At 40.3% G+C, this 13,764-nt stretch carries 11 protein-coding genes; 6 read left to right on the plus strand and 5 right to left on the minus strand.

Annotated features, from left to right (window positions below):
* Positions 1 to 5: 5 nt before the first annotated feature.
* The gene (locus H8792_RS04340) at positions 6 to 809 is read right to left on the minus strand and encodes an RMD1 family protein (protein WP_185977709.1); all 804 of its coding nucleotides are present in this window, start codon (positions 807 to 809) and stop codon (positions 6 to 8) included.
* Between the two features lie 227 nt (positions 810 to 1,036).
* On the opposite strand from H8792_RS04340, the gene H8792_RS04345 reads away from it, so the two are divergent.
* Entirely contained in the window at positions 1,037 to 1,954 is a 918-nt protein-coding gene (locus H8792_RS04345) for a DUF4382 domain-containing protein (RefSeq protein ID WP_185977710.1), read from the plus strand.
* A 76-nt stretch (positions 1,955 to 2,030) separates the two neighbouring features.
* On the opposite strand, the gene H8792_RS04350 is transcribed toward H8792_RS04345, so the two are convergent.
* Together H8792_RS04350 and H8792_RS04355 are read right to left on the minus strand one after the other, a co-directional pair.
* Positions 2,031 to 2,477 carry a thioredoxin family protein gene (locus H8792_RS04350; protein ID WP_185977711.1) on the minus strand — a complete coding sequence of 149 codons (447 nt, stop codon included), beginning with the start codon at positions 2,475 to 2,477 and terminating at the stop codon, positions 2,031 to 2,033.
* Between the two features lie 181 nt (positions 2,478 to 2,658).
* Positions 2,659 to 3,468 carry a WYL domain-containing protein gene (locus tag H8792_RS04355; RefSeq protein WP_185977712.1) on the minus strand — a complete coding sequence of 270 codons (810 nt, stop codon included), beginning with the start codon at positions 3,466 to 3,468 and terminating at the stop codon, positions 2,659 to 2,661.
* A gap of 117 nt (positions 3,469 to 3,585) precedes the next feature.
* Here H8792_RS04355 and H8792_RS04360 point away from each other — a divergent pair, with 117 nt between their 5' ends.
* The 5 genes from H8792_RS04360 to H8792_RS04380 all read left to right on the plus strand — a co-directional run bounded on the left by H8792_RS04360 (position 3,586) and on the right by H8792_RS04380 (position 11,518).
* Positions 3,586 to 5,013: a Wadjet anti-phage system protein JetA family protein gene (locus H8792_RS04360; protein WP_185977713.1), complete on the plus strand. Its 1,428-nt coding sequence runs from the start codon at positions 3,586 to 3,588 to the stop codon at positions 5,011 to 5,013.
* A gap of 1 nt (position 5,014) precedes the next feature.
* Positions 5,015 to 5,632: a DUF4194 domain-containing protein gene (locus H8792_RS04365; protein ID WP_185977714.1), complete on the plus strand. Its 618-nt coding sequence runs from the start codon at positions 5,015 to 5,017 to the stop codon at positions 5,630 to 5,632.
* A complete protein-coding gene (locus H8792_RS04370; RefSeq protein ID WP_185977715.1) occupies positions 5,622 to 9,032 on the plus strand; it encodes an SbcC/MukB-like Walker B domain-containing protein in 3,411 nt (1,136 codons plus the stop codon). The genes H8792_RS04365 and H8792_RS04370 overlap by 11 nt, the downstream gene beginning before the upstream one ends.
* Positions 9,019 to 10,194, plus strand: a complete 1,176-nt coding sequence (locus H8792_RS04375) for a Wadjet anti-phage system protein JetD domain-containing protein (protein WP_185977716.1) — start codon at positions 9,019 to 9,021, stop codon at positions 10,192 to 10,194. Before H8792_RS04370 ends, H8792_RS04375 begins: the two co-directional genes overlap by 14 nt.
* Before the next feature lie 118 nt (positions 10,195 to 10,312).
* On the plus strand, positions 10,313 to 11,518 hold the full coding sequence (locus tag H8792_RS04380; protein WP_185977717.1) for an IS256 family transposase: 1,206 nt from the start codon (positions 10,313 to 10,315) through the stop codon (positions 11,516 to 11,518).
* 384 nt (positions 11,519 to 11,902) lie between these two features.
* Here H8792_RS04380 and H8792_RS04385 read toward each other — a convergent pair whose 3' ends face one another.
* Both H8792_RS04385 and H8792_RS04390 read right to left on the minus strand, forming a co-directional pair.
* Positions 11,903 to 12,742: a damage-control phosphatase ARMT1 family protein gene (locus tag H8792_RS04385; protein ID WP_185977718.1), complete on the minus strand. Its 840-nt coding sequence runs from the start codon at positions 12,740 to 12,742 to the stop codon at positions 11,903 to 11,905.
* A gap of 213 nt (positions 12,743 to 12,955) precedes the next feature.
* Entirely contained in the window at positions 12,956 to 13,447 is a 492-nt protein-coding gene (locus H8792_RS04390; RefSeq protein ID WP_185977719.1) for a hypothetical protein, read from the minus strand.
* Positions 13,448 to 13,764 lie beyond the last annotated feature (317 nt).

Here is a 13,764-nt window from a genome sequence, read left to right on the forward strand (position 1 = left end):
TGCTTCTAGTGGGAAGAGAAGCTGTCAGCCAATCCCATCAGAATTTCGATAAAGATCAGCAGGATAATAATCCATTCGAGGAAAGAGCTGTGTTTATGCTGATAGAGGTCAAGCATCATGGTCATGTCATCTTTCAGGGAATTGAGTTTATAGCTGACAATTTCGAAGCGTTCTTGAAGTTCCAGTGATTTTGCCAGGGTGTTATAGAGCTTTTCGTAGGATTCGTTATCCCAAAGCGCGTTTGGTTTATCCAATAGCATCAGGTCCAATACCATGTCGTGGTGTAACAGGCTGAGTTCTTTAGCGTAGCTTGAGAATTCATGTCGTTTCATCCAGCTTAAACGCCCCGAATGCTCCAGCATGTAACGCCCTTTAGCGTAAAAGCGATCAACTTCGGTTTCGAATTTTTCCAGTCCGACACTTTGCGAGATAACCAGTGCAACGATCATTAAAGGCCAAAGGCTGAGATCGGACAGGGTGATTTGTTGATTATCGACGGTAAAACCTTCCTGCAATTCGGGATCGCATGCCAAAGCCCAGTCCTGATGCAGGTAATGCTGTTCGAAGGGTTCACTGGCTTTTAGACCCAGGATTTGCAAGGTTGCCAGTATTTGTTCCCGAGGCCAATTGATAAAGGTCAGTACATCAAATTGGGTAAAGAACAGCCAGCGTTGCTCTCCGTGATCGTCATATTCCGCGTAATAGGTTGCTTCTATTCCTTTCTTTAGCGGGGTTTTGATCCGTTCGGCCAGTTGTTGATAGGTGAAGTCTTCAGGCAGGGAAATGGATATTAGATTAAGGTTTGCCATGTTGAATCCTCGGGATGTGGCTGGACTTTTGAAGGGAATAGCCGATCAAAAAGTCGAAGGGGGTGGATGTGATCAATTTAGCTGAAATCGCTTAAAAACGGAAGTGGTGAAATCGTGCTAAAACAGTGGTTTAAACAACTATTTGCCAAAAATATGGGATGTTTCTATTTCACGGTAAATAGATTAAGATGTTCGCAGAGGTTTACTATAAAAATAGAGAGAGGATTATGAAACTTCAGGCTAAAAAGGCATTGTTTGCGACGCTGTTTGGGACGTTCGCATTGCAAGGGTGTGATTTAAGTACGATTGATAGTACCGGAGGCGATACAGGGCAAATGACTCTCTTGGTGTCGGATGCTCCGGTTGATGATGCGGCTAATATCTGGGTGCAGGTTTCCGGAGTCCAGTTGAAGTTGTCGGACGGTACTTGGGAAAAGGTTACTTTCACCTCACCGGCGGAATTGGATATTTTGACCTTGCAGGGGATTAACTTCGTCTCACTCTTAAGTAACTACACCCTGCCAGTCGGTACCTATAAGGAAATTCGTTTGCTTGTCGATACCGGTGCCGGAACCAAGACTTCGATTGTTTTTAAAGACGGTACCGATTATCCTTTGACCATTCCAAGTGGATCGGAAGGCGGCTTGACGCTGAAAGGTAATTTTGTCGTCAAGAAAAATACGACCAGTACTTTTATGATCGATTTCGATCTGCGTAAATCTGTTCAAGAAGCCGGTACGGATACTTATGTGCTTAAGCCGGATTTGAATATTTTTTCGATGGACAGCGTCGGTAGAATTGTTGGGGTAGTTGATAATGAATATGTTCGCGCAACGACCTGCTCGGACGGCAATTCGACCACCTACAACAGTGCTTATTTATTTAGCGGTGCGGCCGCGACAGCAAGCGATATCAGCGGTGCCGCAACTGACCCGGTGGAAACCGCTTTGGTTAAACGCAGTGATAGTACCGGCGACTTTGAGTATGACTTCGGCTACTTGCCGGCCGGTGATTACACCTTGGCATTTACTTGTCGCAGCGATGTTGATGATGTGACGGCGGCCGGTGAAGATATGCAATTTACCGTGATTAATAATGTAACTGTTATCAAAGATACTACGACAACAGTTAATTTTGTCTGGTAGTCATTCAGGCAAAATGGGTGCTCAGGGAAACCACGCTGTAATTGAATTACAGCGTGGTTTTTTGTTTATGAGAGGGTTAAGCTTCTTTCCATTTGATAGAGCAGCCCATGGACGGGACCTGTTCTAAAGGCCCCCGGCCGGTCAGGGCGACCTGTTTCATCGCCTCCAGCAAGTCGCGGCGCACGCCTTCCTGAGCGGTTTCTTTACGCGATTCGTCGAGTCGTCCGCGATACTGTAATTTCAAGTCTTTGTTATAGCCGAAGAAGTCCGGCGTACAAACGGCGCCGTAAGCTTTGGCAATTTCCTGCGTCTCGTCGATGACATAAGGGAAAGGAAAGTCCCACTGCTCGGCAATCTTTTGCATATTTTCGAAAGAGTCTTCTGCGTATTCGTTCGGGTCATTGGACATAATCGCAATGGAATTGATGCCGAATTCGTCTCGAAGCATACGAGTATCTTCAACCAGACGTTTGTGGATGGCTTTGACATACGGACAGTGGTTGCAGATAAACATTACCAGCATCCGTTTGTGTCAACTATTTTTTTTAACAAATGATAATAATCAATTAGTTAGATGTGATTTTCAATGGTTACTTTTTATTAAAAGTTACATTAGTTGAAACGGGCAAGTTAGGATTAGTCAATTTAAATTCATAATAAGCTTTTGTTTGAATTGAAGTTACAAATGAACTTATCTAAATATTTCACTTTGATTGATTTGAAGGCAAAAACTTGGAAATAAAGCTTAGATTTCCTATGGCTAATAACTGGTTTGTTGTTGGTTTCTCACTAAAATCGGTGACTAAATAAGAATTAAGCGTATAAAGCATTAATGCTTCTTTACAGAATACGCTTAATATTCCATCTCTCATATTGAAATCTAAGGCTATGATTTTTCTTTTTTCAGGGCTTAAAGAAGGGTTGGGAATTAAGAATATTCCGATTTCATTATTCCATGCAGTGTCATTTTCTATATTTGAGCGATCATCCTTTTTCTCAACTAGCGTAATTCCTTCAAGCTCCATTCTAGAGAGCGTGTAATCCTTAAATTTCTGCGATTCCTCTTCCCAGCCGCGGATGTGCCAACGGTATCCTGAATTGATTAATGAGTGAGGATAAACCTTTCTTTCTTTGGTTGAAGAACTGTTTAAAGAGTGGTACTTAAAACTAATTGAAAACTTATTGTTTATTGCCTTATAGATCAAACGATATAACAACACCGGGATAACAGGTTTACTCGGAAGAATGTTATAAGTTTCAAAGCCCTTGTTCTCGGTGACGTTCAGGTATTCTTGAAAATCCTTACTCGGTAATGCCTTTTCAATGTTGACACCTGGAATATATCTTTTCAGCGAAGCGTCATACACAATTGCATCTGGATATGTCTTTCTTACTTCAGCAAGGTAGTTTGAGGCTTGTTTCTCATTAACTCCGAAAAGAGTAGTCAGGTCTTTTCTTGAAACTTCGTATTCCCAGTAGGATTTTAAAAGAATGTACTTTACGTATTTTTTCATAATATTATGCTCTATATCTATTGGGGGTATTCTATGTGAACTTTATTATGGTTGCAAAATATTACAACCTTGTAATAGAATGCAACCATGTAATTTATTGCAAGTATAATTGTGGTTATGAAATTTAATCTTTTTGAGTTTTATCCAGACGACATCTTCAAACCCCTAGCTAGTAAGAACAGGGAGTTCTACTGGCATCTTATATCTGATTTACATGAAGGGTTTTATTCAGATGAAGCTGATTCTGTAGATTCAATGGTAGATTCAGCTGAAATCCGTCAAGCCATAGAAGACAGAGTGTTGGATAACGGGGTAGAAATCACAGAGGAAGATTCAAACGTTAACCTTATTACTGTAGATACCGCCAAGATTGAAGCATCACGAATTTTTAAATACTTGAAGGATTGTGGCTGGCTTAAAACAGATAAGAATGGATTGAAAGTTGGCGTTTACATGTCACCAAGAATTGGAAATCTTGTAGAGATGTTGTCTCAATCTAGATTTGAGATGTCGGATCAGCTGGGTAGCCATGTCTCTGTTCTACGCTCTATTCTTATTAACTTGACCGAAAAAAAACGAAATAGTGCAGAAGATGTTCAAAGCAATCTAAAAGGAGCTGTAATTCAAGCTCGCAGTGTTAGCAGGTTAATGAATACCTTAAGTGCTGAAATGTTAGAGCTGTATGAAAAAATAGGTCAAGTGGCTGAGCTAAGCCTGAAAGCCAGCCTTTTCTTTAATGAGTTTGTTGAAACGCCATCTTTTCAAGCACTCAATTCAATCAATGGCAACAACCATCCATACCGTTACAAGACTGAAATTTTAAAGATGATAGATGAACTGGAATATTCAAATCATCGAGACGAAATTTTAGAGAAATACCGTGAAAGTGGCGCTTCAGACAAACAAATAGCCCAATATTTTTCTGATTTACAAACAATCAGAAGGATTTTCAGCAGTGTAGAGAGCTTGAAGAATCGAGTAGACCGAAATCATGGAAAACTTGTTAAGCGAGTGAATGACTCAATCCGCTATCAAAGGCGATATGGCAAGGGAATTAGCGCATTTGAAACGGCTCTTAAAGAATTAAAAAACATCGATAGAGACCTTGACTTCAAAGCAGGAATTCATTCTCTTGAGACTGCTTTTTTTGAAGATAACTTTAACCTTCCAAAAAGGAAGAAGCCACCTATCCAGTTAAAGGATGGCACAAGAAAACCTCTGTCAAAACGTGAAAAGATTCGGTCCCAGTTAAAGCGAGAGTTTCGAAAGCTGTATCGAATGAATGATGACAAAGTTCAGGAATACTTAGAAGGCTTGTTTGAAGACCAGGAAGGAAGACTATTCTATTCTGAAGATGTCATTATTGATGACTATTATCATTATATTTGTTTTTCATCTTTAAGAAGGCTTTGCCACCCTTCTACTAAAAGAAGGTCGCTCTACAAAAACACTTTAAGCCGATATCAATTCGAAATTTTATCTGATGAACTGACTGAACATGATGTTTGTCATTGTCGTCCATTTAAGATAACAAGGGTTCAATAAAATGTTCAGAGAAGTCAACACGATTATAGAAAACCAGGGTATTGATTTTAACGATATCGCTGATGCCAACTCACACCTCTTGAAGTATCAATTTGCATTTCGTTCAGGAAATGCTACAGACAGAAAAGTTTTCGACTTGATCGCTGCTCACTCAGCAATGTTTGAAAATATATTTTCATTATTTGGTTTTCAATTGGTCGTGAATAATGAATACAGTTATGTTGGTTACCTGCCCGATAAAAGAAGGTATTTTCAGATACCCCGCGAACAAACCAATATCTTATTGGTTTTACGGATTATCTATCATCGAGAAAGAGTTTCCGGAAACTCAGATGATGGAATCGTATTAATAACAGGTAGTCAGCTTATAGAGGTTTATAAGGACCAAACCGGAGGAGATGAACTTGACACAAATTATTCGACTTTTGAATCAATGCTGAAGCCTTTGGCGGATAAAAGGATTATTAAGTTGGATAAGGAAAGAGAGGTTGAAACAAACCTTCCCAACATCTTTATCATGCCTTCAATTCAAGATATTGCCAATGAAGAGTTTGCTCAAGGTGTATTGGAACAAATTGCTAATCTAAAAAAAGAAGCGGGAGACTCAGATGAAGCTTAAAAATATAACCTTGGTGAACTGGTCTCTCTATGAACCAATTGATATTCCTGTTGTGGGTAGCGTTGCATTTGTTGGAGAAAATGGTGCCGGGAAAAGTAGTTTACTTGATGCAATTCAAATCGTACTGTTTGGCGGAAATCAGAAGAAGATAAATCTTAACTCCCAAACTTCTGTAAAAAATAAAGGCGAGGATCGCTCAATTAAAGCTTATTGCCAAGGGGTTCACCGTCCTGTTCCAAATGATGCAGAGGATTATAGAAAGTATCGAAAAAGAGATGATACCTACAGTTATATTGCCTTAAGTTTTGAACATCCTGAACGAGGTTTTACAAACATTATCGTCGGTATTGAGGCGAGAGCCGCTGAGAAAAACGTTTCATTTCAACTATTGTGCATTATGAAAGCATCCAAATCGGTTTCAAAGAACGATTTTATGGAGTACACAGACGGTGATAGCTATAGAACATACGCGCCAAAGGACGTGTTTGCCCGTCTTGAAATATACAAAAATAATGCCGAAGGGATCGTTAGCCTTGAGTCCGCTAGGCGGTCTGGTGAATTTGTGGAGATGGTTGCAAGGGCTTTAAGCCCATCCAGTCTAGGTAATAAAATTGATCATAACCGTTTAGAAACTGTCTTGAAGAAATCGGTTGAGCTCAAATCTCTTGGTAATGTATCCAGTTTTGTTCGTAACTTCATTTTAAACCCAAGTGATTTGGATACCACGCAAATACAATCGCAGAAGAAACACTATGCGCAGCTTGAGGCTGAGATTGAAAGTATTACTCAGCAAATAGTCAAACTAGAGCGCCAAGCAACAGACGCAAATAAAGTGATAAGACTTTGCTCAAAATCGGTTTCTTATCATTGGATTTCTTTTGAAAAGCTTAATGATGAATTGACAGAACAAGAAAGCTCACTTGAAAGTGAAATCAGCGAAAAAACAGCAGAAAGTAAAAGTAAGTCAGATGAACTGGAACACGCAAAATTCGAATCAAGAAGGCTTGGTGCTAATATTCAGCAATTGAATATCGATATTGGTAAAGATGATGCGGAACAGAAAGTCAAAGACTTAGAGGCGAAGAACGAACTCCATGAGAGAGAAAAGCAAACATTCGAGCAGGCTGAAAAGGATTTGGTCAAGATTTTAAGGACGGTAAAGACTTTTGATTACGATATTTTAGATTTAGCCAAGACAAAATCATCTGCCGCAGGCATACAGGCCGCTTTATCTGATTTAGATAAGCGGGTTAATGCAGACTCTCATATAGCAGGACTTCTCAATTATGTCAGTAGAATTAAAGTTCGACTGGAAGAGATAAAAAGTGATTCTTATCCAAAAAGAAGCAAGCATAAAAAATCGTTCGACGATTACCAAGAATTAATTACGACTGCATCTCCTTTAAGCCCAATCAAACCAAAAACTAGAACACTGATCCATCTACTAGAAAAAGAGGGGGTTAAGGCTACACCAGTCTGTCATTTGGCACAAATAACAAACCCTGAATGGCAACCGGCTATTGAAGCATTGATTGGCGGGGATAGTGAAGCACTCATTGTTTCCTTAGAAGATGAAGAAAATGCTTTCAAGGTGTATCGCCAAGCACTCAGAGAAAACTTGGCCAGCAGTGGCGTAAAAATCGTCAAGTCATCCAGAACAGCTTCTTTAAAGCTAGGTGAACTGAATGGTACTGCTGCAGAGTTTGTAGAATCGGATAATGTCTTGGCACTCAAATTCTTGCAGTACAAGTTACAGCGTTATAAAAGAGTAGAAAGCGAAACTCAGTTAAGAACTGAACGATTTGCTATTACTCAAGACGGAATGCTGTCAAACGATTTGTTTGTAACGGGATTAGAGTTACGAACAGAGCGGAAGTTTACACAAGACTCTGAAGCCAATATGGTTGAGTGGAAAAGGTTGGCTAAATTAGCTGATGAACAATTCAAACACCATGGGAAAATACTAGAAAGTGCTGCAAATATTGAGACGACGATAACCCTATTAGAGAATGCAGCAGATAGTGAGATGCCGCTCTCTTTTTCAGAGTTGCAGTCAAAAACTCAGTCGATTCAAGCTGAAATTGATGCTAACACTATTCTTATAGATGGCATAGATCTAAATTATGTTAATGGACTTAAGTCAAAAAGAGATTTACTAAAGCAGCAGAAAATACCTTTTGATGAACAAATAGAACAGTTGCCAGCGAAGATAGGTCGTCTTGAGGGTTTGATTGAAACCAAGAGTAAAGAACTTGAAGAACTTCAATCAGATCTTGAAAAGCTTTCCGAAAAACAAAGCGAAATAGCTGAAGATTTTTTCTTTGATGCTGCATTGAATGATGACATTCAAGGAGAGCTTGAAGATAGTACCTACCAAGACGTGGCTAATAAAGCCCAAAAGCTACACACTAAATCAGCTGAAGAATTTGTCAGATTCCAAGGTGATTTTAACTCTCTTTTAGCTCAAGCTGAACAGGATGGAGATTATTATCCAATTTTGTGGGGGTTTGAGCTCAATGATAAGCACCAATTAGTGGATTTGAGGGCATTAATTGTTCAACAAAAAGAGTCTTTCGAGACTGATAATTTAGCCGGTTACCAAAAATCTGCTAGCAACGTAAATAATGAAATAAAACTGATATTCAGAAGAGATATCGTGGCTAATCTCCAAGGAAAATTCCAAGAGATGCGAGAGCAGATATCGATGATAAACAGTATGTTAAAGAACAAGATACTGCATAACCATCGCTATGAATTAAAGTACAGGGCCGATTCAGCATATAAAAATCTAGTTAGCTATATTAGAAAGTCCTCCAAAGAAGATTTAGAAGCTACTGATGATCTGTTTGATCATATCCCAGATGATGTCATGGAAACGATTGAAGCTATTATTGAAACCGGTGATGGTAGTGATTACCGCACTTATTTCACTTATGAGTTTGTTCTGACAAATCTTTCTTCCGGCGAGCAAGATAACTTGAGCGATAAACTTAGTTCTGGTTCTGGCGGAGAAAAACAATCTCCTTTGTACATTGCTTTATCTGCGGCACTTTCCTCTGCATGGCGCTGTGATAGTCATTCAGATGGAGCGGCATTGGCTTTATTTGATGAAGCGTTTAAGGACCTGGATTTCAATAATTTGCAATCTGCTATAGGATTTATGGGAGATGTTGGATTGCAGACCATTTATGCAGCTCCAGATGAAAAAGAAGGCAGCTTTAGAGATGCTGGCATCAATACAATCATCTACCTTACAAAGGATGATGACGTTATAGATGTTGATGTTGATACAGGAAAAGAGAAGGCAAAAAATCTTGTTAAACAAAACCCACTAGCCAACAGAGAACTGATGGATAGTCTGGTCAACTTCGAGCTTGAGAAATTAAATGAAACAGCCTAATGAACTATTTCAAATCGCACTGCAAGCCTTGGTTGATAAGCAGGAAAAAGGTGTCAGAGGGAGCTTATCAACCAGCGAAAAGATACTGTCAGAATATGGAAGTTGTAATAGTCCATCTTTGGAATTAGGTTTTGAAAGAATTGTTTCTGAATATGAAAAGTCAGGCTTGATTAATGTCGTCAGATACAAAGGTTCTGCTGGTATAAAATCTATATCATTAAATGACTACGATAAAGCTATAAAGCTACTGAATCACACCCCTTTAGCCGTCCAAATACAGGATTCATTAGAAGTATTTGAAACTTCATTCGCTGAAAACTTTCAGCCTTATATTTTAAGATTGAAAGAGTTTGCTCAGGATAAATGGAAAAAGAAGAATAGTTTTCTAGGGTGTTATGTAGGTGACACAGAAAAACTGATAGAGATCGTAAGAGCTGCTATTGTCATCTTAAACAGGGAAGATGACAACAATATAGATTACCGCCATTTTTCAGCCATCTATCTAAGTCACTCCAAACGTTTATATGACATCAAGGGCAAGGTTTCCGATGCAATCAAACAATTGAGCGTCGAGAATTGTGAAAACCTCTCTGCTGAAGAACTATTGACAAGTTATGGGGTTGTTCAACTAAATCATCCGGTCTATTTGTCAGGAGAGATCTCTCTAAAGTCGAACGATAAGGAATTGAATGCGGGTTTTGACGGTGGTATTGGTGTCTGGGCATCCTATGTGGAAAAAGTAGAAAGCTTATTAGAGATTGGAACTGTTACTACTATTGAAAACCAAGCTACTTTTGAAAAATATGTTCCATCAAAAGATACCGATGAGGTGGTGCTGTTCACATCGGGAATTCCTAGTCCAGCCTTCAAGCGTTTATACAAAATGATTATTGAAGCATGCCGGCCAAATACCGTTCAGCATTGGGGTGATATTGATGTTGGCGGTTTCACTATTCTAAATATGCTTGATGCTTGTATTGATAAGCCTGTTAAGGCATTTAACATGGAGCCGAATCAATATATTAATAGCTACGATAGTTTCTCCACAAATGAACTGAGAACTTTAAAGCGAATGAAAATTGGTAGTTACAATGAACACGCTTTAAATTTAGCGATTGAATGTAAGATGAAATTTGAACAAGAGTCTTTTAAGTGGGATTGATCATATCATTAAACCTCACGGATTTTCATTAAATTGAAGTGGTCAACAAATCCCGAACGAATTGGTAGTGTTCAGAATTCTGTGTCATTAATTTATGATTACCGTAAAGGAATGACACATGAGCAAAAACGATTTTGATTTCAATAAAGCCCTTGAGCAATTACAAGCGGGTCAAGGGCTCACAGGCAAAGATGGTGTTTTGACACCGCTCATTAAACAACTCACTGAAGCCGCTCTCAAAGCAGAACTGGAACAGCATCTCGAAAACGATAATTCGCCCAACCGCAAGAACGGTTCTTCCAAAAAGACCGTCAAAAGCAGTGTCGGTCAGTTCGAGCTTGATACGCCCCGTGACCGTGATGGCAGTTTTGAACCTCAACTGGTCAAAAAGCATCAGACCAAGCTCACCCCTGAGATTGACCAGAAGATCCTTGGTCTCTTTGCACTCGGAACCAGTTATCGAGACATTCGTTTTCACATTGAAGAACTCTACGGCATTGAGGTCTCTGAAGCCACGATTACCGCTGTCACCGACCAGCTTATTCCTGATCTGAAAGAATGGCAATCTCGTTCATTAGATGCGGTCTATCCGTTTATTTGGCTCGATGCCATTCACTACAAAATCAAAGATAATGGCCGCTATGTCAGCAAAGCGGTTTATACGATTCTTGGATTGAATATTGAAGGCAAAAAAGAACTGCTCGGCCTGTACCTGTCAGAAAGTGAAGGCGCAAACTACTGGCTTTCTGTACTCACCGACTTACATAACCGTGGTGTCAAAGACATTCTGATAGCCAGTGTCGATGGCCTGACAGGTTTTCCTGAAGCCATCGCCAGTATTTACCCTGATACGGAAGTGCAGCTGTGTGTGGTGCATCAAATTCGCAATTCAATGAAGTATGTGGCGTCCAAAAATCAGAAAGAATTCATGAACGATTTAAAACCTGTTTACCAGGCTCAGACTAAGCAAGCCGCTGAGACAGCTCTAGAGGCATTGGATGCTAAATGGGGCAAGCAATATCCGCTTGTGATTAACGCTTGGCAGCGTAAATGGGAAAATTTAAGCGTCTACTTTAACTATCCAGACTACATCCGTAAGGTCATTTACACGACCAATGCGATTGAAGCGGTGCATCGCCAGTTCCGTAAACTAACCAAAACCAAAGGCGGATTCCCAAATGAAAATAGCTTGTTGAAGCTGTTGTATGCTGGCATACTCAATGCGTCCAAGAAATGGACGATGCCTGTCCAGAATTGGAACCTCGCCCTGTCGCAACTGGCGATACACTTTGAAGGCAGATTAGATGGGGTGCTGGATATTTAGCACCCTAGACTGACACAGAATTTTGAACGCTCTCTAAAATTATTTTGAGCCATGAAAAATCACTTAAAAATATTCTTATTGATTGGCGTTTTTCCATTACCAGCCATACTTGTTATTTTGAGCGCTCAGAGTACCTACTGGTTTAATTCGCTTGACCCTCTCCCTTTCTTTGCTCTATTAGCTGGAATTGCCCTTGGCACTTTCAGCCTTGCGAATTTTGAGTTTCGCAGTGTCAGGGCAAAAGCAATTTATGTAATACTTTACATACCTATATTGACGGTTACCCTGTTGTTTTTAGCTTTGTTAACGGCTTGCTCAAACGGTGATTGCATCTAAGTAAATACTTTCATCGACTCAATACTGACAGACAGCACAACACTTCGCCTAATCAATTTCTTCCTTCCACAGAATCATATCTTTGACCGATTGATTAATGGCGTTGGCGATGACTTGGCATTTGACGATAAACAGGTAATAAACGTCGCGCGGGGTTTGCTGGAAGAGGCTTTCAAAATTGCCCATACCTTTGGCAAGCACAATATCGGCTTCTTTAAAGATTTCAAAAGAGCGTTGATTGACTTCACTGAGGTCATAGCCGGGCGTGGCGACGCCGCTGTCGATTACTTCCGCCGTGCCGGTAAAAATTTCGGCTTCTTTGAGCGTTACATCGTTAATCACCGGTTTGCCGCGCACAAAAAATGACAGCTTCAAATGCGGGTATTGCTGCTTGATCACTTTTAACAGATGCAGGTCGAAAATGTGTTCGCCGACATTATCCCCAATCAATACCAGTGAAGAAGCGGACTGCAAATCAGCTTCCAGCTTTTCGATATCATTGCGGGCAAAGGGTTCTTTAAAATGCGACTCGACCGTCGCTTGAAGATTGAATTGGTTCGGCGCACCAAAGTCGATGACATTGCCAATCACACTTAATTTGAGCGCATCGTCCAATGAGGTAATTTGCGAAGTGTCGATCATTTGTACTTGCCTGATCGCAATCTGCTTGGCTTCTTCCACCGGATCGTCAATTCCGGTGACATCACTGATCGCCTGATAGATTTCCTTAGCGATCTGCGGCGCGGTCGAATCCAGTGTATGCGCCTGCAAAATCTGCGCCGCCCGATCCAGCACCGCTTTGCACTGCTCATCCGGCAAATTCAATAATCGACTGGTTTTCAATGCCTGGCCGTAAAGACAGGAAAAGCACTCGGGTTGGGATTTCATGACAAAACTCTCTTTAAGACGTTAATTAAGAGTTTAACGTTAAATGAACCGCTTTCACGAATCAAACAGGCAAGTTTATGTGAATCGTTCTTTATTCAAAGAAATTGTCCCACGAAACCGTCCTGCTAAGATTACGTGCAATCAAGATTGAAGACATTTGAAAACAGAAAAGCGGTTTCCGGAAAGATTCGAGATTACGTCAAGACTGAAAGATTAAGACTTCAAGCGATGAGAGCTGCCTCTCTGCAGAGTTGCCATGGGAATATCACCTGCCGCGACTTCCCATGGAGAAGAACGCATCAGGGTGCGCATGAGAGCTCTTGGCGTAACAGGCTCGGGAAGGATTTCTTTAAACATGCTCAAGTCGATGCTTTCGGACAAAGCGTGTTTTTCTTCGTCTGTACCGACCAGTAGTAGAGGAGTCTGCAACAGATGAGGATTTTTTTGGGTCATGACACTCCAGGTCTCGTTGAAAGCTTCAACCCAACCGGCATAAAGGAAAACCGTTAAAAAGATTCGATGGGTGCTGTAACGTCTGGCTTCCAGCAATGCGGAAACTGCCTGATAGTTGTCGATCCACAACATATCCACGCCATAATGGTCAAAGCAACGTTTTAAAACCGCCACTCTGCTTTCGTCAGGGTCGAAAACCGCTACCTTCTTCCCTTTCAACCAGATTAATTTTTCTGTTAAACCCGCTTTCATAACTCAGCGCACCCGTAATCGGATGTCTCCCTCCCCTGAATTTCTTTTATTATGATTTGCTTTTATAAATAACGATACTGTACTAAAGGACAAGCTATAAGAAATTTTAATTCCCCACAATTAAGTTTAACTTAGGAAATCCTATTTTTTGCAGGGTTTTTCAGTAAATTTCCTACATAGACAAGAAGTGGAAACTTCGCTCTGCTAATAAAACCCAAACATTGCAACAGCCTTTAAAATCCCGCTAAGTTACAGCATCCGATTGCGGTAAAAAAATACTCGATTTTTTTGCTTAAAAGAAATCATCTGTACTAAAA

It is taken from the genome of Thiomicrorhabdus heinhorstiae (assembly GCF_013391765.2).
Taxonomy (GTDB): Bacteria; Pseudomonadota; Gammaproteobacteria; order Thiomicrospirales; family Thiomicrospiraceae; genus Thiomicrorhabdus; species Thiomicrorhabdus heinhorstiae.

Bases quoted from the DNA above. Each gene is read 5' to 3' on its own strand.
- H8792_RS04390 (WP_185977719.1), bottom strand. From the start codon at position 13,447: ATGAAAGCGGGTTTAACAGAAAAATTAATCTGGTTGAAAGGGAAGAAG.
- H8792_RS04355 (WP_185977712.1), bottom strand. From the start codon at position 3,468: ATGAAAAAATACGTAAAGTACATTCTTTTAAAATCCTACTGGGAATAC.
- H8792_RS04365 (WP_185977714.1), top strand. From the start codon at position 5,015: ATGTTCAGAGAAGTCAACACGATTATAGAAAACCAGGGTATTGATTTT.
- H8792_RS04385 (WP_185977718.1), bottom strand. From the start codon at position 12,742: ATGAAATCCCAACCCGAGTGCTTTTCCTGTCTTTACGGCCAGGCATTG.
- H8792_RS04340 (WP_185977709.1), bottom strand. From the start codon at position 809: ATGGCAAACCTTAATCTAATATCCATTTCCCTGCCTGAAGACTTCACC.
- H8792_RS04345 (WP_185977710.1), top strand. From the start codon at position 1,037: ATGAAACTTCAGGCTAAAAAGGCATTGTTTGCGACGCTGTTTGGGACG.
- H8792_RS04370 (WP_185977715.1), top strand. From the start codon at position 5,622: ATGAAGCTTAAAAATATAACCTTGGTGAACTGGTCTCTCTATGAACCA.
- H8792_RS04360 (WP_185977713.1), top strand. From the start codon at position 3,586: ATGAAATTTAATCTTTTTGAGTTTTATCCAGACGACATCTTCAAACCC.
- H8792_RS04350 (WP_185977711.1), bottom strand. From the start codon at position 2,477: ATGCTGGTAATGTTTATCTGCAACCACTGTCCGTATGTCAAAGCCATC.
- H8792_RS04375 (WP_185977716.1), top strand. From the start codon at position 9,019: ATGAAACAGCCTAATGAACTATTTCAAATCGCACTGCAAGCCTTGGTT.
- H8792_RS04380 (WP_185977717.1), top strand. From the start codon at position 10,313: ATGAGCAAAAACGATTTTGATTTCAATAAAGCCCTTGAGCAATTACAA.